The organism is Belnapia sp. F-4-1 (assembly GCF_000802185.1).
Classification (GTDB): Bacteria; Pseudomonadota; Alphaproteobacteria; order Acetobacterales; family Acetobacteraceae; genus Belnapia.
On sequence record NZ_KN676113.1, the window covers coordinates 4,666,910 to 4,689,818 of the forward strand.

At 70.3% G+C, this 22,909-nt stretch carries 19 protein-coding genes; 12 read left to right on the forward strand and 7 right to left on the reverse strand.

What is annotated here, in order from left to right; translation table 11 throughout:
- Window positions 1–53: 53 nt before the first annotated feature.
- Both mfd and LH62_RS22030 read right to left on the reverse strand, forming a co-directional pair.
- Window positions 54–3,554, reverse strand: a complete 3,501-nt coding sequence (gene mfd, locus LH62_RS22025) for a transcription-repair coupling factor (RefSeq protein ID WP_043364303.1) — start codon at window positions 3,552–3,554, stop codon at window positions 54–56.
- Window positions 3,551–3,886, reverse strand: coding sequence for a succinate dehydrogenase assembly factor 2 (locus LH62_RS22030; protein WP_052215037.1), 336 nt, complete (start codon window positions 3,884–3,886; stop codon window positions 3,551–3,553). Before LH62_RS22030 ends, mfd begins: the two co-directional genes overlap by 4 nt.
- A gap of 87 nt (window positions 3,887–3,973) precedes the next feature.
- On the opposite strand from LH62_RS22030, the gene recG reads away from it, so the two are divergent.
- The 6 genes from recG (at window position 3,974) to LH62_RS22060 (ending at window position 10,996) form a co-directional block, all read left to right on the forward strand.
- The gene (recG, locus tag LH62_RS22035) at window positions 3,974–6,055 is read left to right on the forward strand and encodes an ATP-dependent DNA helicase RecG (RefSeq protein ID WP_043364305.1); all 2,082 of its coding nucleotides are present in this window, start codon (window positions 3,974–3,976) and stop codon (window positions 6,053–6,055) included.
- Window positions 6,056–6,128: 73 nt separating this feature from the next.
- Window positions 6,129–6,857, forward strand: coding sequence for an ABC transporter ATP-binding protein (locus LH62_RS22040; protein ID WP_052214811.1), 729 nt, complete (start codon window positions 6,129–6,131; stop codon window positions 6,855–6,857).
- A complete protein-coding gene (locus LH62_RS22045; RefSeq protein WP_043364307.1) occupies window positions 6,857–7,588 on the forward strand; it encodes an ABC transporter permease in 732 nt (243 codons plus the stop codon). Before LH62_RS22040 ends, LH62_RS22045 begins: the two co-directional genes overlap by 1 nt.
- Window positions 7,589–7,591: 3 nt before the next feature.
- Window positions 7,592–9,538 carry a Gldg family protein gene (locus tag LH62_RS22050; protein WP_043364309.1) on the forward strand — a complete coding sequence of 649 codons (1,947 nt, stop codon included), beginning with the start codon at window positions 7,592–7,594 and terminating at the stop codon, window positions 9,536–9,538.
- Window positions 9,539–9,548: 10 nt separating this feature from the next.
- The gene (locus tag LH62_RS22055) at window positions 9,549–10,571 is read left to right on the forward strand and encodes a DUF4340 domain-containing protein (protein WP_043364311.1); all 1,023 of its coding nucleotides are present in this window, start codon (window positions 9,549–9,551) and stop codon (window positions 10,569–10,571) included.
- The gene (locus tag LH62_RS22060) at window positions 10,568–10,996 is read left to right on the forward strand and encodes an NUDIX hydrolase (RefSeq protein ID WP_043364313.1); all 429 of its coding nucleotides are present in this window, start codon (window positions 10,568–10,570) and stop codon (window positions 10,994–10,996) included. The genes LH62_RS22055 and LH62_RS22060 overlap by 4 nt, the downstream gene beginning before the upstream one ends.
- Before the next feature lie 162 nt (window positions 10,997–11,158).
- On the opposite strand, the gene msrP is transcribed toward LH62_RS22060, so the two are convergent.
- A complete protein-coding gene (msrP, locus tag LH62_RS22065) occupies window positions 11,159–12,091 on the reverse strand; it encodes a protein-methionine-sulfoxide reductase catalytic subunit MsrP (RefSeq protein ID WP_043364314.1) in 933 nt (310 codons plus the stop codon).
- 190 nt (window positions 12,092–12,281) lie between these two features.
- Between msrP and LH62_RS22070 the strand changes: the two genes are divergently transcribed.
- A complete protein-coding gene (locus LH62_RS22070) occupies window positions 12,282–13,061 on the forward strand; it encodes a response regulator transcription factor (protein ID WP_052214812.1) in 780 nt (259 codons plus the stop codon).
- A 152-nt stretch (window positions 13,062–13,213) separates the two neighbouring features.
- On the forward strand, window positions 13,214–13,945 hold the full coding sequence (locus LH62_RS28650) for a lytic transglycosylase domain-containing protein (protein WP_052214813.1): 732 nt from the start codon (window positions 13,214–13,216) through the stop codon (window positions 13,943–13,945).
- Here LH62_RS28650 and LH62_RS22080 read toward each other — a convergent pair.
- Window positions 13,942–14,412, reverse strand: a complete 471-nt coding sequence (locus LH62_RS22080; RefSeq protein ID WP_043364316.1) for a DUF192 domain-containing protein — start codon at window positions 14,410–14,412, stop codon at window positions 13,942–13,944. The genes LH62_RS28650 and LH62_RS22080 overlap by 4 nt on opposite strands.
- On the opposite strand from LH62_RS22080, the gene LH62_RS22085 reads away from it, so the two are divergent.
- The gene (locus tag LH62_RS22085; RefSeq protein ID WP_236552606.1) at window positions 14,411–15,352 is read left to right on the forward strand and encodes an alpha/beta fold hydrolase; all 942 of its coding nucleotides are present in this window, start codon (window positions 14,411–14,413) and stop codon (window positions 15,350–15,352) included. The two genes, LH62_RS22080 and LH62_RS22085, sit on opposite strands and share 2 nt — an antisense overlap.
- A gap of 4 nt (window positions 15,353–15,356) precedes the next feature.
- On the opposite strand, the gene LH62_RS22090 is transcribed toward LH62_RS22085, so the two are convergent.
- Genes LH62_RS22090 through tpiA form a run of 3 tightly spaced genes read right to left on the reverse strand, consistent with a single transcriptional unit; the run spans window position 15,357 to window position 18,442 of the window.
- Window positions 15,357–16,544: an aminotransferase gene (locus tag LH62_RS22090; protein WP_043364319.1), complete on the reverse strand. Its 1,188-nt coding sequence runs from the start codon at window positions 16,542–16,544 to the stop codon at window positions 15,357–15,359.
- 27 nt (window positions 16,545–16,571) lie between these two features.
- Complete coding sequence (locus tag LH62_RS22095) at window positions 16,572–17,699, reverse strand: acetoin utilization protein AcuC (protein WP_043364321.1); 1,128 nt, start codon at window positions 17,697–17,699, stop codon at window positions 16,572–16,574.
- Window positions 17,696–18,442 (reverse strand): triose-phosphate isomerase, encoded by a 747-nt coding sequence (gene tpiA, locus LH62_RS22100; RefSeq protein WP_201445640.1) that lies wholly within the window; start codon window positions 18,440–18,442, stop codon window positions 17,696–17,698. The genes LH62_RS22095 and tpiA overlap by 4 nt, the downstream gene beginning before the upstream one ends.
- 120 nt (window positions 18,443–18,562) lie before the next feature.
- On the opposite strand from tpiA, the gene LH62_RS22105 reads away from it, so the two are divergent.
- The 3 genes from LH62_RS22105 to LH62_RS22115 are packed head-to-tail and all read left to right on the forward strand — an operon-like array spanning window position 18,563 to window position 22,837.
- Window positions 18,563–20,452, forward strand: coding sequence for a peptidylprolyl isomerase (locus tag LH62_RS22105; protein WP_043364325.1), 1,890 nt, complete (start codon window positions 18,563–18,565; stop codon window positions 20,450–20,452).
- A gap of 16 nt (window positions 20,453–20,468) precedes the next feature.
- Entirely contained in the window at window positions 20,469–21,974 is a 1,506-nt protein-coding gene (trpE, locus tag LH62_RS22110) for an anthranilate synthase component I (RefSeq protein WP_043364327.1), read from the forward strand.
- Window positions 21,971–22,837 (forward strand): amidohydrolase, encoded by an 867-nt coding sequence (locus LH62_RS22115; protein ID WP_043364329.1) that lies wholly within the window; start codon window positions 21,971–21,973, stop codon window positions 22,835–22,837. Before trpE ends, LH62_RS22115 begins: the two co-directional genes overlap by 4 nt.
- The last annotated feature ends 72 nt before the right edge of the window (window positions 22,838–22,909 follow it).

Genomic DNA, 22,909 nt, shown 5'->3' on the forward strand with positions numbered 1-22,909 from the left:
TTTTAGCGAGCGGATCAACCAGATCAGATGATTCCATTTGGTCGGAGTTCGCCCTAAGCCGCCTTGGCCTGGGTCGCCACCTTTGCCAACGCACCGAGCAGCTCCTTCGCCACGCGGATGCGCTGCGGCAGCTCCATCTCCCGCAGCAGGGCCAGCTTGTGATCCGGCCGCAGCTTCACCAGCCCCTTCTGCGCCGTGACCCAGGCAATCAGCCCGCCCGGATTGCGGAACTGGTTGCGGTGGAAGCCGAGCACCACGCCCTTGGGCCCGGCATCCAGCTTCTCGACCCCAGCCGTCCTGCAGAGCGACTTGATGGCGACCACCTGCAGCAGGTTCTCCACCTCCGCCGGCAGCGGCCCGAAACGGTCGGCAAGCTCCGCCGCCATCGCTTCCACCTCCGCCTCGCCCGCAAGCGAGCCGATGCGGCGATAAAGGCCGAGCCGCACCGGCAGGTCCCGGACATACTCCTCAGGAATCAGCACCGGCAGGCCGAGATTGATGTTCGGGGTGAACTCGCGCGCGTAGTCGCCCTCGGACTTCTTCTTCCGCCCCTGTCCCGCCTTCAGGTCGGCGACGGCATCCTCCAGCATCTGCTGGTAGAGCTCGATGCCGACCTCCCGGATATGCCCGCTCTGCTCGTCGCCCAGCAGGTTGCCGGCGCCGCGCAGGTCGAGATCATGCGAGGCCAGGGTGAAGCCGGCGCCGAGGTTGTCGAGCGTCTGCATAACCTCCAGCCGCTTCTGCGCCGCGGCCGAAAGCCGGTGCGAGGGCGGCCAGGTCAGGTAGGCATAGCCCCGCTGCTTGCCGCGTCCGACCCGCCCGCGCAGCTGGTAGAGCTGGCCGAGGCCGAACATGTCCGCCCGGTGGATGATCAGCGTGTTCACCGCCGGCATGTCGAGCCCGCTCTCAACGATATTGGTCGAGAGCAGGATGTCGTGCTTGCCGTCGCCGAACTCCGTCATGACCTTCTCGAGATGGGTCGGCGCCATCTGCCCATGCGCCTCGACGATGCGCGCCTCGGGCACGATCTCGCGCATCCGCTCGGCCACCTTCGTCATGTCCTCGAGGCGGGGGACCACGCAGAAGATCTGCCCGCCGCGGAAGCGCTCGCGCTGGATGGCCTCACGCAGTACCACGCCGTCCCAGGGCATAATGAAGGTCCGCACCGCCAGCCGGTCGACCGGCGGCGTGGCGATCAGGCTCATCTCGCGCACGCCGGTCAGCGCCAGCTGCAAGGTGCGCGGAATGGGTGTCGCCGACAGCGTCAGCACGTGCACGTCGGTCTTGAGGTTCTTCAGCCGCTCCTTGTGGGCAACGCCGAAATGCTGCTCCTCGTCGACGATGACGAGGCCGAGCTCGGCGAACTCCACGCCCTTCGCCAGCACCGCATGGGTGCCGACGACGATGTTGATGGAGCCGTCCTTCAGCCCCTCCTTCACCTTGGCCGCCTCCTTTGGCGTCACCATTCGGGAGAGCTGGGCGACGTTCACCGGCAACCCGGCGAAGCGCGCCGAGAAGGTGCGGTAGTGCTGCCGCGCCAGCAGCGTGGTCGGCACCACCACCGCCACCTGCACGCCCGACATGGCGACGACGAAGGCCGCGCGCAGCGCCACCTCCGTCTTGCCGAAGCCGACATCGCCGCAGATCAGCCGGTCCATCGGCCGGCCGCTGGCCAGGTCCTCCAGCACATCGGCGATGGCGCGCTGCTGGTCCTCGGTCTCGGCGAAGGGGAAGCGGGCGCAGAATTCGTCCCAGGCGCCCTCGGGCGGCGTTGCCAGCATGCCCTCGCGCAGCTGCCGCTCGGCGGCGATGCGGATTAGCTGCCCGGCCATGTCCTGGATGCGCTGCTTGGCCTTGGCCTTGCGCGACTGCCAGGAGGAGCCGCCGAGCTTGTCGAGCGCGACGCCGGCCGTCTCCGTGCCGAAGCGCGACAGTACCTCGATGTTCTCGACGGGCACGAAGAGCTTGTCGCCGCCATCATAGAGCAGCCGCAGGCAGTCATGCGGCGCGCCGTTCACCTCGATGGTCGAGAGCCCGTCATACCGCCCGATGCCGTGGTCCTGATGGACGACCAGGTCGCCCTGCTCGATCCCCGTCGCATCGGCGATAAACTGATCGGCCCGCTTCCGCCGCCGCGGCGGCCGGGCGATGCGCTCGCCGAGCAGGTCCTGCTCGCCGACCACGGACAGCCCGAAGCCGAGCCCCGTCGCCGTGGCAGGCGCAAGGAAGCCCCGTTCCAATCCGATGACGGCAAGGCCAACGACACCTTTCGGCAGCCGCCCCAGCTCCGCCAGGCTCTCCACCGGCTCCGCCGCAACGCGATTCTCCCGCAGCAGATTGCCGAGCCGCTCGCGCGAGCCGCGCGTCCAGGCGACCACCACCGGCCGCCTGCCCTGCTGAACCATCACCTCGGCATGTTCGGCATAGGCGGCGAAGACGTTCTGCCCCGCCGCCCGCGCCTCGGTGAAAAGCCGTCCCGGCCGTCCGCCGGCCTCGATCCCCTCCGCGCCATCGGCCTGGGCGAAGGGCGAGAAGCGCAGCAACGCCCCCCCCGTCAGCATCGAGTCCCAGCCACGCTGGTTCAGGTAAAGCGTCCCCGGCGGCGCCGGACGGTAGGGTACCTCCCCCTCATTAGCCCGGATCGGCGCCCGCCGCGCCTCGTAATGGTCGGCGATCATCTCGAGCCGCGCCGCCAGCACGTCCTCCGCCTGGTGGTCGAGGCTCACCGAAGCCTCGGGCAGGTAGTCGAGCAGCGTCTCCATCCGCTCGTGGAAGAGCCCCGCCCAATGCTCCATGCCCGGATGCTTCCGCCCGGCGCTGACCGAGACATAGAGCGGATCCTCGCCCGCCGCATTGCCGAAGAGGTCACGCCAGGCCGCACGGAACCGGCTGATCGAATCCGAGTCGAGGAAAACCTCTCCCACCGGCCGCAGCCAGAGCTCCTGCAAGGCCTCGCCGCTGCGCTGCGTGCCGGTGTCGAAGCGCCGGAGGCTCTCGATCTCGTCGCCGAAGAGGTCGAGCCGGATCGGGTCCGCCTCGCCTGCCGGGAAGAGGTCGATGATCCCGCCCCGCACGGCATACTCGCCCGGCTCCATGACCGTGCCGGTGCGGCCATAGCCATTCGCCTCGAGGAAGGCTGTCAGCGCCTCCGGCTTCACCCGCCCGCCCTTTCTGAGTTGAAGGGTCGAGCCGGCGAAGGCCGCCCGCGGCGGCACCTTCTGCACCAGGGCATTGACGGTGGTGACGACGATCCGCGGCCGACTGCCCTGTTCCAGCAGCCGGGTCAGGGTGGCGACGCGCTCGGCGACGATCTCCGGGTTGGGTGAGACGCGGTCATAGGGCAGGCAGTCCCAGGCGGGGAAGCGCAGCACTTCCACTTCCGGGGCGAAGAAGGCCAGCGCCTCGGCGAGCCGCGCCGTGCGGGCATCGTCCCGGCAGACATGCAGGATCGGCGCCTCGGACTCGGCCCGCCGCCGCGCCAGGAGCAGCGCGTCGAACCCCTCCGGCGCGCCATGGATGGTGAGGCCGCGGGTCGCTGTCTCCGCCTGGCTCATGGCCGACGCAGCGCCTCGGGCAGGCCGGCGCCGGGGCTGGCGCACTCGACGGCCATGCGGTCGAGCATCGGCGTCCGGCACTCCTCCGGGATCGGCCGGCGTCCGGTCAACCAGTCCGACAGGTCCACATCCGGGTATTCCAGCACCGCCTCCAGCTCATCCAGCTCCGCCTCCGTGAAGCCGGCGACCAGCCGCTCGACGAAGGCGCCGATCATCAGGTCGGCTTCCTTGGTGCCGCGATGGCGGGCGCGGAAGAGCAGGCGCCGCCGCCTTGGGTCCAATGAGGGCGGATCGAGCTCGGTCGGTACGGAGGCGGAGGGATCGCTGGGCATGTCGCTGTCTGGCTTGGGGGCTGGCATATAGGGGGCCATGGGAATCCTGTCAGCCCGACGCGGCGGCCGCATTGGCGGTTCCGCGCGATGAATCCGGAGCAAACCGAGCTTACCCCCCTCTTCGCGCCCCTGGGCAGCCTGCCCGGGGTGGGACCGATGATCGCCAAACGCATGGCGGAAGCAATCGGCGGCAGCCGGGTACTCGACCTCCTGTTCCACTTGCCGGAACGCTACGCCACCCGCATCCGCATCGAGAGCCCGGCGGAGGCGCCGGCCGATGCCGAGGTCATCCTCCCCGCCCTGGTGGTCAGCCACCGCGCAGCCCGGTCCCGCACCGGCCGTGGCTATGTGGAGATCCGGGCCGAAGCAGCCGGCAAGCCGATATTGATCCGTTTCATCAACGGAAGGCTCGAATGGCTGCGGCAGCTCCTGCCGGCGGGCACCGAGCGCCTCTTCGCCGGCAAGGTGAAGGCCGAGGCCGGCGCCTATTCCATGATCAATCCGTTGACCGCCACCGGCCCGGAAGGCCTGCCGGTGCTGGAGCCGGTCTGGCCGCTGGTCCAGGGGTTGCGCACGGGCCAGATCGTCAAGGCCATGGTCCCGGCACTGGGCCGCATCCCGCACTTGCCGGAATGGCACGACCCCGCCCTGCTCCGTCGCGAGGGCTGGGCTGGCTTCGCCCCGGCGCTGCACGCCCTTCAGGCTCCGGAAAGCGCGCCGCCTCCGGTCCACCGCACCCGCCTCGCCTATGACGAGGCGCTGGCCGGCCAGGTCGCCCTTGCCCTGGTCCGCCGCCGCGTCCGCCAGCGCCCGGGCCGCAGCCTGGAGGGCGACGGCCACCTCCGCGACCAGGCGCTGGCCGCTTTCGGCCATTCTCCCACCCCCTCCCAGGCCCATGCGCTGCGCGAGATCGATGCCGACCTCGCCGCTCCCCACCGCATGCTCCGCCTCCTCCAGGGCGATGTCGGCGCCGGCAAGACGCTGGTCGCGGCGCTGGCCATGCTGCGTGCCGTCGAGGCAGGCGCCCAGGCTGCGCTGATGGCCCCGACCGAGCTCCTCGCCCGCCAGCACGCCCGGACCCTCGGCCGCCTCTGCACCCCGGCTGGCGTCCGCGTGGAACTCCTGGCCGGCAGCGTGAAAGGGGCCCAGCGCAAACGGGTGCTCTCCGGCCTCGCCAGCGGCGCCGTGCAGATCGCCATCGGCACCCATGCGCTGTTCCAGGAGGGTGTCACCTTCCGCGACCTCGGCCTCGCCGTGGTGGATGAGCAGCACCGCTTCGGCGTCGCCCAGCGCCTGCTGCTGGCTGAGAAGGGCGGCGAGGCGGACATGCTGGTGATGACGGCAACCCCCATCCCCCGCACCCTGCTGCTGACGCAATGGGGCGAGATGGCCGTCTCCCGCCTCGCCGGCAAGCCGGCCGGGCGGCAGCCCATCACCACCACCCTGCACGGCCTCCGCAGCCTGCCGGATGTGGTGGCCGGCATCGGCCGGGCGATGGAACGCGGTGCTCGGGTCTACTGGGTCGTCCCCCATGTCGCCGAATCGGAGCTGGTGGACATGGCCGCCGCCGAGACCCGCTTCGCCGAGCTGTCCGAGCGCTTCCCCGGTCAGGTCGGCCTCGCCCATGGCCGGCTCGACCCGGATATCCGCGAGCAGGCCATCCAGGCCTTCGCCGCCGGCCGGACCAGGCTGCTGGTCGCCACCACCGTCATCGAGGTCGGCGTGGACGTGCCGGAGGCGACGGTGATGGTGGTGGAGCATGCCGACCAGTTCGGCCTCGCCCAACTTCACCAGCTGCGCGGCCGGGTCGGCCGCGGCGCCGAGGCCAGCTACTGCATGCTGCTTTATGACGAGGCCCTCGGCCTCGCCTCCCGCGAACGCCTGCTGACGCTCCGCGACACCGAGGACGGCTTTGCCATCGCCGATGCCGACTTCCGCCTGCGCGGCGGCGGCGAAGCGCTTGGCACCCGCCAGTCCGGAGCCCCCGTCTTCCGCCTCGGCCTTCCGGAAGCGGAGGCGCAGGACGGCCTCGTCACCATGGCCAACCGCGACGCTGCCCTTCTCCTGGAGAAGGACCCGGCCCTCGCCACCCCCCGCGGCCAGGCGGTGCGCCTGCTGCTCCGCCTTTTCGGCAAGGAGGCGGCCATGGAAACCTTGAGGGCCGGTTGAACCAAGAGGGGCTTGCAAAGCCGGCGCATCCCGGTAAGTCCCCCCGCCGGGCTGCATGATGGGGGGTCCTGCCTTGGCTGCGCTGATCGAGATCGAGCGCCTGACCAAACGCTTCGCCGGCTTCACTGCGGTGGATGACGTCTCCTTCAGCGTGGAACGGGGCGAGGTGCTGGGCTTCCTCGGCCCCAATGGTGCCGGGAAATCCACCACCATGCGGATGCTGGCCGGCTTCACTCCGCCCACCGCCGGCACTGCCCGCATCTGTGGCGCCGATGTGGTGGAACAGCCGGTGGAGGCCAAGCGAAGCCTTGGCTTCCTCCCCGAGGGTGCGCCGACCTACCCGGAGATGACGGTCGCCGGCTTCCTCGCCTTCACCGGCCGCATCCGCGGCTACCGGGGCAGCGAGCTGGCCGACCGCACCGCCCATGCCATGGCGCTCACCCAGCTCGACGGCATCCGCCTGCAGCCGATCGAGACCCTCTCCAAGGGCTTCAAGCGCCGCGTCGGCCTTGCCCAGGCCCTGCTGCACGACCCGCCCGTGCTGGTGCTGGACGAGCCGACCGACGGCCTTGACCCCAACCAGAAGCACGAGGTCCGCGAGCTGATCCGCCGCATGGCGCCCGAGAAGGCCATCGTCATCAGCACCCATATCCTGGAGGAGGTCGGCGCCGTCTGCACCCGCGCCATCATCATCGCCCGCGGCAAGGTGGTGGTGGATGCGCCGCCCTCCGTGCTGGAGGAGCGGGGCAGCAGCCTCGACGACGTCTTCCGCCGCCTCACCCTCGGGCAGGAGGCCACCTGATGCGGGCTGCCCTCACCGTCGCCCGGCGCGAGCTGGCCGGCTATTTCGCCACGCCGGTCGCCACGGTCTTCATCGTCATTTTCCTGGTCCTGGCCGGTGCGCTCACCTTCACCCTCGGCAACTTCTTTGGCCGCGGCCAGGCGGACCTCGTACCCTTCTTCTCATTCATCCCCTGGCTCTTCCTCTTCCTCGTCCCCGCGCTGACCATGCGCCTCTGGGCGGAGGAGCGGCGCCTCGGCACGATCGAGCTGCTGCTGACCCTGCCCCTGCCGCAATGGGCGGCGGTGCTCGGCAAATTCCTCGCGGCCTGGGCCTTCTGCGGGATTGCGTTGGCGCTGACGTTCCCGCTCTGGATCACCGTCAACATCCTCGGCTCGCCCGACAACGGCGTGATCCTCTCCGGCTATGTCGGCTGCCTGCTGGTCGCCGGCGCCTATCTCGCGCTCGGCGCCGCGGTCTCGGCACTGACGCGGAACCAGGTGATCGCCTTCGTCATCGCCGTCGCCCTTTGCTTCCTCTTCGCCGCCGCCGGCAGCCCCGTCGTCACCGAGTTCCTCGACACGCGGCTGCCGGTGCTGGCCGAGATCGCCCGCAACCTCTCCGTCGCGGATCGCTTCGGCGGCTTCACCCGCGGCATCATCGCGGCGCGGGACCTCATCTGGTTTGCCAGCTTCATCGGCTTCTTCCTCTTCGTGAATGCCGTGGTGCTCGACCATCGGAAGGCGGACTAGCCTATGAGCGAGACCACCCCGCGCCGCGGCAGCCGCCGCCTCGGCACCTCCGCCCTCGGCCTGCTGGCCGCCGCGGTGCTCGTCATCGGCATCAACATGCTGGCGGACCGGCTGCTGCCCCGCGCTCGCATCGACCTGACGAGCCAGGGCCTCTACACCCTCTCCGGCGGGACGAAGCAGATCCTCGGCGGGCTGCAGGACCCGATCACGCTCCGCCTCTTCTATTCGCGCCGCCTCGGTGCCGAAATCCCGATGTACGGCGCCTATGCCGACCGGGTGCGCGAGATGCTGGCGGAATACGTCTCGCTCTCGAAGGGCAAGGTGAAGCTTGAGGTCCTCGACCCTGAGCCCTTCTCCGAGACGGAGGACCGCGCCATGGCCTATGGCCTGCAGGGCGTGCCGGTAGACCAGTCCGGCGAGCAGGTCTATTTCGGCCTCGCCGGCACCAACCTTGTCGATGACGAGCGGGTGCTGGCCTTCTTCCAGCCGGACCGCGAGCGCTTCCTTGAGGCCGATCTGACGCGCCTTGTCTACGAGCTCTCCAACCCCCGCCGCCCGACTATCGGCGTGATGTCGCCCCTGCCGCTGAACGGCGACCCGCGCGCCATGATGCTGCGCCAGCCCCAGCTCGCCCAGCCGGCCGCGGTGATGACGCAGCTCCGTCAGTATTTCACCGTGAAGGACGTCGCGCTCGACGCGCAGGTGATCGACGCAGATGTGCAGGTTCTCATCCTCGCCCATCCGCAGGGGCTGAGCGACGCGGCGCAATACGCGGTCGACCAGTTCGTCATGCGCGGCGGCAAGCTCTTCCTGTTGGTCGACCCGCATTCCGAGAGCCAGGCCGCCCGCCCCGGCCCGACCGGCCAGCCGCAGACCAACACGGCCTCCTCCCTCGACCGGCTGCTGAATGCCTGGGGCGTCGAGGCTCCCTCCGACAAGGTGGTGCTTGACCTGCGCGGCGCCTGGCGCGTCCGCGCCGGCCCCGGCGACCGCGTCCAGGCCGTGGACTACCTTGCCTGGTACAACCTCCAGGGCGACAGCTTGAACCGCGCCGAGGTTTCCCTCGCCCAGCTCGACCAGGTCACCGTCGCCTCCGCCGGCGAGTTGCGGGAGCGCGAAGGCAGCACGGTGGAATTCACCCCACTGCTGACCTCCTCCGCGCAGAGCATGGTGGTGGACGCCGCCCGCGTCAGCCAGGACCCGAGCCCGGCGCGCCTGCTCGCCGATTTCCGTGCCGATGGCAGCCGCCATGTCCTTGCCGCCCGGCTGCGCGGCGAGCTTGCTTCCGCCTTCCCGGACGGCCCGCCTCCGCTCGCCGAGGGTCAGCAGCGACCAGAGGGTTTCCCCGCCCATCTCGCCCGCAGCCAGGGCCCGGCCAATCTCGTCGTCATCAACGACAGCGATATCCTGGAGGACCGCTTCTGGGTCCGCATCCAGGATTTCTTCGGCCAGGCGATGGCGACGCCGATCAGCGGCAACGGCGCCCTGGTCAGCAACATCACCGACACGCTGGGCGGGTCCGACGCGCTGATCTCGCTCCGTTCCCGCGGCGAGAGCCTGCGCCCCTTCGAATTGGTCGAGGACATCCGCCGCAACGCCGACGCCCAGTACCGTCAGACCGAGCGCCAGCTGACCCAGAGGTTGGAGGAGACGGAGCGCCGCCTGCGCGAGCTGCGCCAAGGCACCCCCACCGCCCCCGGCGCCGAGCGCAACGCCAACCAAGCCGTGATCACGCCCGAGCAGCGCGCCGAGATCGACCGCGCCCGCGAGGAGATCATCGCCACTCGCCGCCAGCTCCGCGCCGTGCAGCTCGAGCTGCGCCGCGACATCGAGGGGCTGGAGACGACGCTCCGCCTGGTCAACATCGCCCTCGTCCCGGCGCTGCTGACCCTCTTCGCCATCGGCCTCGCCGTGCTGCGGCAGCGCCGCCGCGCCGCCGCCCGGGCCTGAGGAGACACCGATGCAACGCCGGACCCTGCTTCTCCTCGGCGGCGGCGCCATCGTGACGGTGGGCGCTGCCTTGCTCCTCACCCCTAAGACATTGCAGGAAGAGGTCGCCCCGTCCGCCGCCAGCCTCGCCTACCCCGGCCTCGCCCCACGTCTCGCCGAGGCGGCGAGGATCGAGATCCGCAAGCATGATGGCAGCCTCACCCTGCTCCGCCAGGGCGAGGCCTGGGTGCTGCCGGAGAAGGGCAACTACCCCGTCCGCCCCGAGCGAGTGCGCGAGTTGCTGGTCGGCCTCACCGAGTTGCGTCTCGTGGAACCACGCACCGCCGACCCCGGCCAGCACGACCGGCTGGGCGTCGAGGATCCTTCGCGTCCCGGCAGCACCGCCCTGCTGCTGCGCGTCCTCGCCGCCGGTGACCAGCCGATCGCCGAACTGGTCATCGGCCGCCGCCGGGTGCGCACCCAAGGCAACGTGCCGGAGAGCGTCTATATCCGCCGACCCGCCGAGAGCCAGGCCTGGCTGGCCGAGGGCCGCTTGCCCGCCGATGCCGACGCGCAGCTCTGGCTCGACCGCGACATCGCCAACATCGCCGGGGACCGCGTGCGCCGCGTCACCGTCCGCCGCGCCGGCGAGCCGGAATTGAGGCTCGCCCGTGGCGACGAGGCCGAGGCGAAGCTCCGCCTCGAACAACCCCTCGACCCACGTCCGCTCGACGACGTGTCGCTCGACGAGGTGGCGCGTGGCTTCGAATTCCTTACCTTCCTCGATGTGAGGCCCGCCGCCGAGGCGCCCGGCAGCGCCCTCGGCGAGTCCCGCTTTGACCTTGTCGACGGCCTTGCCGTCACAGTCGCCCCGAGCCATGACGGCGAAACCCTTTGGATTCGCCTCGCCGCCCAGGGCCCGGGCAGCGAGCCGCTTAACGCCCGCTGGCGGAACTGGGTCTACCAGGTCGGCGTGTGGAAGGAGAAAGCCTTCATCCCCCGCTTCGAGGATCTTCTGCCTCGCGCCGCGCCGCCACCGCCGCAGGCCCGATGAGCACCAGAGAATATCCCGACCGCCCCTGGGTCGGCATCGGCATCGTCGTCTTCGACGGCGACCGCGTGTTGCTCGCCCGGCGCGGCAAGCCGCCCCGCGTCGGCAGTTGGTCGCTCCCCGGCGGCGCCCAGCATCTCGGCGAGCGGGCCGAGGCGGCGGCCCGGCGCGAGCTCTTCGAGGAAACCGGCATCGAGGCCGGCCCGCTCGAACTCGCCGCCGTGGTCGATGCCATCACCACCGACCCGGGCGGCGCCACGCGCTATCACTACACCATCATCGATTTCTGCGGCCGCCGCACCGGCGGCGAGGGCCGCCCCGGCGACGACGTCTCCGCCATCGCCTGGGCCCTGCCGGAAGAACTCGCTGCCTACGACCTGACGCCGGACGTGCTCAGGGTCATCGCCGAAGCCCGCCAACGCCTGTAGCCTTTTCGGTGACAGAAGGGTGCGCCGCCATGCCGCGACGTCGCGTCATCCCCTGCCGCGGGCACTGCACTGCTCGCTGGCCTGCCCTCGCCAAGGCCGTCGCAGGCGGCCGCGCTTTCCGCCGCGGATCGTGCCCCTCTGCCCGGCGGGACCGGTTCGGGATCAGGTCCAGAGCCTTTCCCGCTGCAGGTTGCCGTAGAGCCCGGCGACGAACTCGCCATAGCCGTTGAAGAGCTGCGTCGGCACCCGCTCGCCTGTGCCTAGGACCCGCTCGCTCGCCTGGCTCCAGCGCGGATGCGGCACGTCCGGGTTGATGTTGGCCCAAAAGCCATACTCTTGCGGCTGGATCGCCTCCCAGAAGCTCTTCGGGCGCTCCGCCATCAGGCTGATCCGCGTCAGCGACTTGCCCGCCTTGAAACCGTACTTCCAGGGCTGGTGGAAGCGGATCGGCCCGCCATTCTGCGCCAGCAGGGGCTTGCCATAGGCTCCGACGACGAGGAAAGAGAGATCGTTTCCTGCCTCCTCGATGGTGCAGCCCTCGACATAGGGCCAAGGGTACCAAGACTGCCGCAGCCCCGGCATCACCGCCGGCAAGGCAGCCGTTTCGAAGCGCACATACTTGGCTCCGGCCTGTACGCCGACAGCCGAAAGCAGCGCCGAGAGCGGGAAGCCCGTCCAGGGCACCACCATCGACCAAGCCTCGACACAGCGTAGCCGATAGACCCGCTCCTCCACCGGCATGGCCTTGATCAGGTCCTCGACCGAGAACTCCCGCGGCCGGTCCACGAGCCCATCGACCTTCACCGTCCAGGGCGAAAGCGGCAGCTTCTGCGCGGGCCGGTAGATACCCTTGTCGGTGCCGAACTCGTAGAAGTTGTTATAGGTGGTCGCCTCTCGCTCGGCCGTGATGGCGCGGCCGGGCTCGTACCGGGCGTTGCGCGCGGCTGCCGGAAAATCAGCCGCCCGCGCCAGCCCAGGCAGCCCGATCGAGGCCAGCCCTGCCGCCTTCAGCGCCGCTCGCCGGCCAAAGACCAGCGCCTCCGGCGTCGCCGCACTCTCCGGAATCTCCCAGCCACGGCGCCTGCGAATGAACATCTTCATACTCCTAAGGCGAGGACAGGCCACAACGCGGCTCGTCCGATTTGGCATCGCACAGGTGTTTCGCCAGAGCCACAGTGAGGGTTACCGACACACGCATCACGCGAATTGGATTGTATTCCTTATCCTGCACACTATCCTGTGATCACCAACGGTCTCGCAGACGATCCACCCGGCGGAGCAGCGCATGCATATCCTCCTTGCCTCCCCTTCGGCCAATGCCGCGACCCTCGTCGCCGGCCTTGCCGATCTCGGCCTCCGCTGTGACGATATCGATACCCTGGACGACCTGCCCTCTGCCCTTGCGCTGAGTGGGCCCTACGACGGGCTCATCCTGCGCATCGACGGCCCCGTTCGCGAGGCCCAGGCTGCCATCGCCGATCTCCGCCGGCGCGGCCTCAACCTGCCGGTTGCCGTGCTCTGCGGTCGCACCGCCCAGCCGGCTGAAGAGGAGGGGCTGCTGCACGCCGGCGCCGATGACGTGCTCGCCAACCCGATCCATCTCCGCGTGCTCGCCGCCCGGCTCCAGGCCCTCGCCCGCCGTGCCCGCGGCCATGCCAGCGCCCGCCTGGTCTGCGGCAACGTCACGCTCGACCAGGCACAGCACGCCGCCGTGGTCGATGGCCGGCGCGTCAATCTGACGGCCCGCGAATTCGACTTCCTCGAGACGCTGATGCTGCACAAGGGCGTTCTCCTGACCAAGGAGCGCTTCATGAGCAGCCTCTATGCCGACGGCATGGCGCCCGATTCCAAGATCGTTGACGTCTTTGTCTGCAAGCTGCGCCGCAAGCTCGCCGATTGCGGTGCGGCAGAGATGATCCGCACCGTCTGGGGCCGCGGCTATGTCGCCTTCGAGCCGAGCCCGGCCGCGGTCGAGACCGCGCGCAACGCCCGCCGGCCGGAAGCAGCCATCGATCCGGTGCCGCGGGGATGGACGCGCAGGAGCCCGGTGCTGGCGACCGCCTGACCGGAAACGCGGGATCGGACGTCTCGCCTTCGATCCCAAGGCCATGCCGGCTTCCTCCAGCACGCTGTTCCGCATCTCTAAGGTCCGGTCTGGCACGCCCTTTGCGCTGAGTCCGCCCGCCGCCCGCATGTCGCGGGCTCCGGAACTCAGCGATGCCCTGTTACCGCCTGCTCTTCGTCCTGGCGCTGCTCCTGCTTCCCCTGCCCGCCACGGCAACGCCGAACGGCTTGTGTGAGGCGGCCATAACCACGGTGGAACGCGAGGCGGGCCTCCCGCCGCGCCTCCTCGCCGCCATCGCCCGCGTGGAATCCGGCCGCCGCGACCCGGCCACCGGCACGCTCGAGCCCTGGCCCTGGACCATCAATGCCGAGGGGCGCGGCAGCTTCTTCCCTGACAAGGCGGCAGCAATTGCCGCCGTCCGCTCCAACCAAGCCCAGGGCGTGCGATCCATCGACATCGGATGCATGCAGATCAACCTGCGCCATCACCCGAATGCCTTCGCCAGCCTGGCCGAGGCTTTCGACCCGCTTGCCAATGTGCGCTATGCTGCCCGCTTCCTGAAGGAACTCAAATCCACCCGCGCCGACTGGATGGCCGCCGCCGCGGCCTATCATTCCCAGACGCCGGAACATGCCAAGCCTTACCGCGCCCGAGTCGCTGCTGCCTGGGCGCAGGAGCAAGCTCGACCGGCGCCCGCGCCGCAGGTGGCGCTGCCACTCTTCCGCCCAAGCCAGCCCGGCGGCGGCTTCATGCTATCGAATGGTGCCGACCGCGCCTCGGTTCTCGCCAATGCAAACCCCGGCAGCGGCCGCGGCCTTTCCGCCTATCGTGCCGCGCCCATCCCCCTCGCCGGACGCATGGTGATGCTGCCGCCGCGTCTCTAATCCACGTTGTTGAAGATCCGCTGGATCACCCGGTCCCCGACGCGCAGCCCCAGCCGCTCCGCCGTCCCCGCCGCCAGCTCCAGCGTCGCCCGCACCGGCCCGCGGCTGTCGACGGCAGCGAGGGAATAAGGCACCGTCCGCTCCGCGATCCGGTGGATGCGTCCATCCGCACTGATGAAGACCATGTCGAGAGGGGCGAGGGTATTGCGCATCCACATGCTGGATTCGCGCGGCTGCCCCCAGTCGAACAGCATCCCCTCGTCTGCCCCGACGCTTGGGCGGAACATCAGCCCAACCATCTGCTGCTCCATGGTCAACGCCATCTCCACCCGGAATTCATGCCTCTTGCCCTCGCGCGTGACGATGACGAGCTTCTCCTCGGGCAGCCGCGGCTGCGGCTCGCCCTGGGCGAAGGCGGGAGTGGCGAGGAGGAAGCCGGCGAGGCCGAGCAGGGAGCGTCGAAGCATGGGACCCAGCTTGGCATCAGCCCGGCCCGACGACCATACTCCCCGCATGGACGCGCTCCGCACCATCCGCACCCCGAAGCTCGAGATCGCCTACGCGGAAGCGGGCCCGCCCGACGGGCAGCCCGTCCTGCTGCTGCACGGCTTTCCCTACGCGCCACAGGCCTATGCCGAGGTCGCGCCACGCCTCGCCGCCGCCGGCCGCCGCTGCATCATCCCCTATCTGCGCGGGTATGGCCCGACCCGCTTCCTCTCGCCCGAGACGCCCCGCTCCGGCCAGCAGGCCGCCCTCGGCCAGGACCTGCTCGACCTGCTCGATGCGCTTGCCATCCCCCGCGCCACCCTTGCCGGCTATGACTGGGGCGGCCGCGCCGCCTGCATCGCCGCGGCGCTCTGGCCGGAGCGCGTCGCCGGCCTCGTCTCCTGCACCGGATACAACATCCAGGACATCGCTGCCTCGGTGAAACCCGCCGCTCCCGAGCAGGAACACCGCCTCTGGTACCAGTACTATTTCCACACCGAGCGTGGCCGCACCGGGCTTCAGGCCGACCGCCGTGGCATCGCCCGCCTGCTCTGGCGTCTCTGGTCCCCCGAATGGCACTTCGACGACGCCACCTTCGTTGCCAGCGCCGCCGCCTTCGACAACCCGGATTTCGTCCCGGTGGTGATCCAGTCCTACCGCCACCGCTTCGGCTATGCTGAAGGCGACTCGGCTCTGGAGCCGATCGAGGCGGCCCTCGCCCGCCAGCCGCGCATCACGGTCCCGACCATCGCCCCGCATGGCGGCGCCGATGGCGTCGGCCCCGTCGAGGCCTCCGCCACCCATCATCGCCATTTCAGCGGCACCTATGAGCGCCGCGTCCTCCCCGGCATCGGTCACAACCTCCCGCAGGAGGCGCCGGACGCCTTCGCACGAATGGTGCTCGAGCTTCCGGCGGCCTGACCCATCAACCCGCCGCAGCGAGGACCAGCCGTTCCTCCGCCACCTGCCGCAGCCGCCAAAGCAGCGACGCGATCGCCGCCGCATCGACATTGGCGAAGGCAATGCGCAGGTGCCGCTCCTCCCCGGCGAAGGCCGGGCCCGGCAGCGCCATCAACCCATGCTCCGTCGCCAGATGCCGCGCCACATCCCAGGCCGAGGCAGCGCCGAAGGGATGCCGCACATAGGCGAAGTAGGCCCCAAGCGCCTCCAGCCGCCATCCAACCAATCCCTCGAAGCCTGCTCGCAGTGCTCTCGCCCGCTCGTCCATCTCCGCCCGCTTCGCCTCGCGCCAGCCGGTCAGAGCCTCGATCCCCCAGGCCAACGCCGCCTGGGCGGGCCGGTTGGCGCAGATCTGCACGCAATCCATCACCTTGCTGAGCTGCGGCAGCAGCACCTCCGGCGCCGCCAGCGCACCAAGCCGGTGCCCCGGAATGGCGAAGGACTTGGAGAAGCTGGTGAGCTGGATGAGGTTCTCCGGCCAGTCCTCGCCTCGGAGGAGCCCATGCGGCGCCCCGGCCCCGGGCGGCAGGAAGTCCCGGTAGGTCTCGTCCAGCACCAGCCAGATTCCACGCCGCTGGCACAGCGCATGGAACCGCGCGATGAGTTCCGGCGGATAGACCGCCCCGGTCGGGTTGTTCGGCGTCACCAAGACGATGGCTCGCACCCGACCGTCGATCAACGCCTCTGCCGTCGCTGGGTCCGGCAGGAAGCCGGGGCCGCACGCCAGGCCCCGCGCCTCGATGCCAAGCATGTCGAGCGTCATCGCATGGTTGAAATACCAGGGCGTCGGCACGAGTACCGCATCGCCTCGCCCAGCCAGCGCCATCATGGTGACGAAATAGGCCTGGTTGCAACCGGCGGTGATGGCGACATGCCCCGGCCCGCACTCGCCCCCGTAGAGGCCGCGCAGATGTGCCGCATAGGCCTCCCGCAGCGCCATGTCGCCCTGGATCGGCCCATAGGCGGCGGCCTCGGCGCTGCCCGCCGCCGCGGCGAGCCGCTCCAGCATCTCAGGCGGCGGCGGATAAGCCGGCACCGCTTGGCAGAGGTTCATCAGCGGCCCATGCCGACCGTCATAGCGCCGGCCCCAGGCCTGGATCTCGGGAATGGGCGGGCTGCCGGTATCGATCAGGCGGGAGTTGAGCCTTGGCATGACGGGTCCTGTTGCGGAGATGGACCCTCAACGCTCCCGAACCGGGATAGTGTCGAGGTCCCGTACCACGGCCGCCGCCGCCCGCTGCACCGCCGCTCGAACGACACCCGGCCGCGGCGCATCCCGCAGCGTGGTGAACCAATGCTCCGGCGGATTCCGCCCCGCCGCCCGCCCGAAGCGCAGCGCCCGCAGCACTTGCTCCGCTGCCGGCGGCAGCCGCTTCGGGATGTCGAAGCCGTTGAGTACCGCCCAGACTCCCGCCCAGCACCGCCCAACCGTCCAGGGGTTGTACCCGCCCCCCCCCAGCACCAGCAGCCGCGGCGCCAGATCCATCAGCGCCCGTACTATCCCCCAATGCGCATTGTTGGAGAGCGAGAGCTTCGACAGCGGGTCCTCCTCCAGCGCATCCGCCCCGCATTGCAGCATGATCGCCTGCGGCCGTAGCCGACGCGCAGCCGGCAGAATCGCCTGGTGCAGCACCCAGAGCATCTCGGAATCGTTAAAGCCCGCCGGCACCGGCAGGTTGCGCGCTGCCCCGCCCGCCCGATCCTCCAGCGCCCCGGTCCGCGGCCAGCGCCCCTCCTCATGCACCGACAGGGTGAAGACGCGCGGATCGTCATGGAAGGCGTCCTGCACCCCATCCCCATGATGCGCGTCGATATCGACATAGAGGACATTGTCGAGCCCGGCATCGAGCCAAGTCAGCAGCCCCAGCACCGGGTCGTTGAGGTAGCAGAAGCCGCTCGCTCGATCCGGCTGCCCGTGATGCGTCCCCCCGCCGGGGCAATAGACCACCCCACCCCCCACAGTGAGGCGGGCGGCCAGCATGCAGCCCCCCGCGCTCGTCGCCGGCCGGGAGAAGACCTCCCGGTAGACCGGATTTCCATGCGCCCCGATATGAAAGCGCGCCTGATCCTCCGGCGTCGCCCGCTGCGTCGCCTCCGCCCGCTGCAAGGCCGCGATGTAACCCGGCGCATGAAACCGTGCGAGCTCCGCCGGCGTCGCCATCGGCGCCTCGATCCACCCGCCCGGCGGCAGCCAGCCCAGCGCCTCGATCAGGTCCAGCGCCGTCGAGACGCGGGGAATCGCCAGCGGGTGCTTCGGCCCATAGGAGGAGTGCCGGTAGATCTCCGAGCCGATGAGCAGCGGCGTCACGCGGCGTCAGGCACCCCCGCCGCGATCGCCAGGAAATCCCCGGCCACCAGGCTCGCCCCACCGACTAGCGCCCCGTCGACATGCGGCAGGGCGAGGATGCCCTTCGCATTTCCCGGCTTCACCGACCCGCCGTAGAGGATCCGCAGCTTCGCTCCTGCGGCTGCGAAATGCTTCTCGAGATTGGCCCGGATGGTCGCGTGCATTGCCGCGATCTCTACCTCGGTGGGCGTCAGCCCGGTGCCGATGGCCCAAACCGGCTCGTAGGCGACGACACCACCTGCCTCAGCGAAGCCTTCCGGCAGGCTGCCATCGAGTTGCAGGGTGACGACGGCCTCCGCCTCGCCCACGACCCGCTGCGCCTCGCTCTCGCCAACGCAGACAATGGGAGTCAGCCCCGCCGCCAGCGCCGCCTCGGCCTTGGCCCGCACGACGGAATCCGTCTCGCCATGATCTGCCCGGCGCTCGGAATGGCCGAGGATCACATAGCTGGCCCCGACATCCCGCAGCATCGCCGCCGCCACGTCGCCGGTATGGGCGCCCTTCGCCGCCGCATGGCAATCCTGCCCGCCAAGCGCAACATCGCTACCCAGAGCGCCACCGACCGGCACCAGATAGGGAAAGGGCGGGCAAACCAGCAGCTCCGCCCGTGCACCCGCCCCCCCGGCCCGTACCCCCTCGGCCAGCACCCCGGCATCGCGCAGGCTGCCGTGCATCTTCCAATTGCCGGCGATCAACGGGCGCACTCCGGGGGTCGTCATGGCGGCATCCTCTCTGTTGGCCGAAAACGGGTATCCGCGGCCAACAGGTTTGGCAACGGCCGACGCCTCCGCTATGCACCCCGCCCGGATCACAGACGGACCATCATGCTCACCGCTCTCCGCCGGCTCGCCTCGACCTGGGTCGCCAAGCTGCTCTTCGTCCTGCTGATCGGCTCCTTTGCCGTTTGGGGCATCGGCGACACAATCCGCAGCTTCGGCCAGGACAATGCCGTCGCCCGGGTCAATGGCGCGCCGATCGAGATCGAGGAGGCCCAGGCCGCCATCCGCCGAGAGATGCAGCGTCTCTCCCGCCAGCTCGGCGGCCAGTTCGACAACGACCCGCGCATCCGTCGCGCCGTCGCCCAGCAGGCGATCGAGCAGCTGATCCTCGACCGTGTCCTGCGCGCCGAGGCCAGCGATCTGGGCATTGCCGTGCCGGACCAAGCGGTGCGTGACTTCATCTTCTCGATCCAAGGCTTCCGCGGCATGAGCGGCCAGTTCGAGCGCCCGGTCTTCGAGAATTTCCTACGCAGCAACGACCTGACCGAGGCTGGCTTCCTCGCTCTGGTCCGTGCCGACCTGGCTCGGCAACAGCTGGCGCTCGCCATCCGCTCCGGCGCCGCCATTCCCGACGCGCTGGGCAACACCTTGTTGCAGCGGCAGCAGGAGCAGCGCAGCGCCAGCCTCGTCACCCTCCCCCTCGCCGCCGCCCCCGAGCCCCCGGCGCCGGAGGAAGCCCAGCTCCGCCGCTTCCACGAGAACAACCCGGACCGCTTCTCCAGCCCCGAATACCGCGAGGCGAGCGTCGGCGTGCTGACCGCCGAGCGGATTAGCCGAGAGATCGAGGTTTCCGACGCCGACCTCGCCGCCGCCTATGACTCCCGCCGCAACCAGTTCGAGACGCCGGAGCGCCGCAAGCTGCAGCAGGTGCTAGTCCAGGACGAGGAGAAGGCCAAGGCCATCGCCGCCGCCTGGTCCGGCGGGGCCGACTTCGCCACCATCACCCGCGAGGCCGACGCCGCCGGCGGACAGGCGGTGGATCTCGGCGCCATCGACCGCGCCGGCCTGCCCTTCCCGCAGCTCGCCGAAGCCGCCTTCGCAGCCGCGCCCGGCACCGTCACCGCCCCGGTGAGGACCGATTTCGGTTGGCACGTCCTCAAGGTCGAAGGCATCGAGCCAGGCGCCACCCGGCCGCTCGCCGAAGTTCGCGATCAGCTCCGCACCGACCTCACCGCCGAGAAGGCCGCCGACCTCGCCTTCGAGCGCGCCAACCAGGTGGAGGACGCGCTGGCCGGCGGCGCGACCCTCGCCGAGGTCGCACAGCGCTTCAACCTCGGCTTCGCCACCATCCGCACCGATGCCAATGGCCTCGACGCCGAGGGCAAGCCGGTCGAGCTGCCTGTGATCGAGACCGCCCGCGCACCCCTGCTGCGCACCGTCTTCACGACGGAGAAGGGCGCCGCCCCCCGCCTCGCCGAAACCGAGGCCGGCTTCGTCGCCGTCGATGTGAAGGAGGTCACGCCGCCAGCCCTCCGCCCTTTCGAAAGCGTCCAACCGCAGGTCCGGGAGGCCTTCATTGCCGAGGCCAAGCGCCGCGAGATGGAAGAGCGCGCCGCCGGCCTCCTCGCCGCCGTGAAGGGCGGCAGGAGCCTAGCCGATGCCGCCCGCGAGGCCGGCTTCGGCGTCCGCGAGGTCGGCGCCATCGCGCGCGACCAGCGCGACGGGCCGGTGCCGGCCGAAATTCTCGCCCCGCTCTTCGAATTGAAGGCGAATGAGCCCACCATGGCGCGGACGCGGGACGGCTTCGCCGTCGCCCAGCTCTTGGAGGTCACCCGCCCCGACCCCGCCGCCGACCCGGCGGCCCTCGCCCGCCTCAAGACCGAGACCAGCCAGGCCATGGCAGGCGACCTGGAGACGGAATACGTCGCCGCCCTGCGCAACCGGGCCGATGTCCGCATCAACGCCCGCCTGCTCGACAGCCTCGCCCAACCCTGAACCCGGAGCACCCGCCATGCCCTCCCCCGATTTCGCCGCATTCAGCGCTGGTCTTGCCGCCGGGCAGGCCCAGGTGCTGTGGCGGGAGCGGGTGGCGGATCTGGACACGCCAGTCGGGGTCTTCCTCAAGCTCGCCTCCGGCAAGCCGAACAGCTTCCTGCTGGAGAGCATCGAGGGTGGTGCCGCCCGCGGCCGCTACTCCGCCGTAGGGCTGGAGCCGGACCTCATCTGGCGTTGCCGCAATGGTCGCGCCGAGGTGAACCACCACGCGCTGGCCGCCCCTCACGCCTTCGAGCCCGCCGGCGAGGATGCGCTGGAAAGCCTCCGCGCTGCCATCACCGCGGCGCAGATGACGCTCCCGCCCGGTCTGCCGCCCATCGCCGTCGGCCTCTTCGGCTATCTCGGCTATGACATGGTCCGGCTGATGGAGCGCCTGCCCTCGACCGCCCCGGATGTGCTCGGCGTGCCCGATGCGGTCCTTGTCCGCCCCACCCTCGTTGCGGTCTTCGACCATGTGCGGGACGCGCTCAGCCTCTTCACCACCGCCTGGCCCCAGCCGGGGCTGGACGCGCAAGTCGCCTGGGACGCTGCCCAGGCTCGGCTGGATGAGGCCGAGGCCGCGCTCGACCGCCCGCTGCCCCGCCCCGCCGCCCCGGTCAGCCTTCCGAAGCTGCCCGAGCCCTCCAGCAACTTCACTCGCGAGGGCTTCATCGCCGCGGTCGAGCGCGCCAAGGACTACATCCGCGCCGGCGACTGCTTCCAAGTCGTCCCGAGCCAGCGCTTCTCGGTGCCCTTCGCCCTGCCGCCCTTCGCCCTTTACCGAGCACTCCGGCGGATCAACCCGGCGCCCTTTCTCTTCTTCTTCGACTTTTCCGGATTTGCCGCCGTTGGGGCCTCGCCGGAAATTCTGGTGCGCCTGCGTGATGGCGAAGTAACGATCCGTCCCCTCGCCGGCACCCGCCGCCGCGGCGCCACGCCCGAGGAGGACAAGGCGCTCGAAGCCGAACTCCTCGCCGACCCGAAGGAGCGCGCCGAGCACCTGATGCTGCTCGATCTCGGCCGCAACGATGTCGGCCGCGTCTCCGCCATCGGCACCGTCCGCGTGCCGAGCCAGTTCCAGATCGAGCGCTACTCCCAGGTGATGCATATCGGCTCCGAGGTCCGCGGCCGCCTCCGCCCCGGCCTCACCGCCGTCGATGCCCTGGCCGGCGGCTTCCCCGCCGGCACGCTGACCGGCGCCCCCAAGGTCCGCGCCATGCAGATCATCGAGGAGTTGGAACCCTCCCGGCGCGGCATCTATGCCGGCGGTTTCGGCTATTTCGGCGCCGATGGCGGCATGGATACCTGCATCGGCCTCCGCACCGCGTTGGTGAAGGACGGGGTGATGCATGTCCAGGCAGGCGCCGGCGTCGTCGCCGACAGCGACCCGGTCGCCGAGTACGAGGAAACCCAGCAGAAAGCCCGCGCCCTGTTCCGCGCCGCCGAGGAGGCCGTGCGCTTCGCCGCCGGGCGCCGCGGATGACCCGCCCCTGCCCCGGCGCTCGCGCCCTCACCAGCCGCCCGCACTGGCAGCCGCCGGCCGGTGCGACCGACTGCCACATGCACATCTTCGGTCCCTATGGGTGCTACCCGCTCTCGCCCGGCCGCTCCTACACCCCGCCCGAGGCCTCCATCGCCGCCTACAGGGCCATGTGCGACACGATCGGCATCCAGCGGACCGTGGTTGTCCAGCCGAGCATCTACGGCACGGAAAACGAGGTGAGCCTCGACGCCGTCGCGCAGCTCGGCCGCGACCGCGCCCGGGCCGTAGTCGTCGTTGATGAGAGCTTCGGCCTCCCCGCTCTCCGCGCCATGGCCGAGCGCGGCGCCTGCGGCGTCCGCTTCAACGCGGTGAGCGGCAACGGCACCCCGCTCGCCCAGATTGAGGCCCTTGGCGCTCGCCTCGCCGAGCTCGGCTGGCACATGCAGCTCTACGCCCATCCCACCGAAATGCTTGCGCTGGAGCCGGTCCTAGTCCGCCTTCCCTGCCCCTTGGTCATCGACCATATGGGCGGTGTGAAGTCCGGCGACCAAGGTCTTAACCACCCAGCCTTCCAGGCCTTGCTTCGGCTGCTGCGCGGCGGCGCCTGGGCCAAGCTCTGCGGCTACCGCTCCTCCATCGCCGGCGCACCCTATGCCGATGTGGCCACCATGGCTCGCGCCATGATCGAGGCCGCGCCCGAACGCTGCGTCTGGGGCACCGACTGGCCCCATCCCTCCCTGGCCTCGCCCGAGGAGGTGCCGGATGACGGCGTGCTGATGGACGTGCTCGGCGACTGGGCGCCCGAGCCCTCCCAGCGCCAGGCTATCCTCGTCGACAATCCAGCGCGGCTCTACGGCTTCTGATCCCGCTTGCACCACACCCGCGGCCGTGGCACCACTATCGCCATGGTGCAGCGCGCGATCCCCGCAACGCGA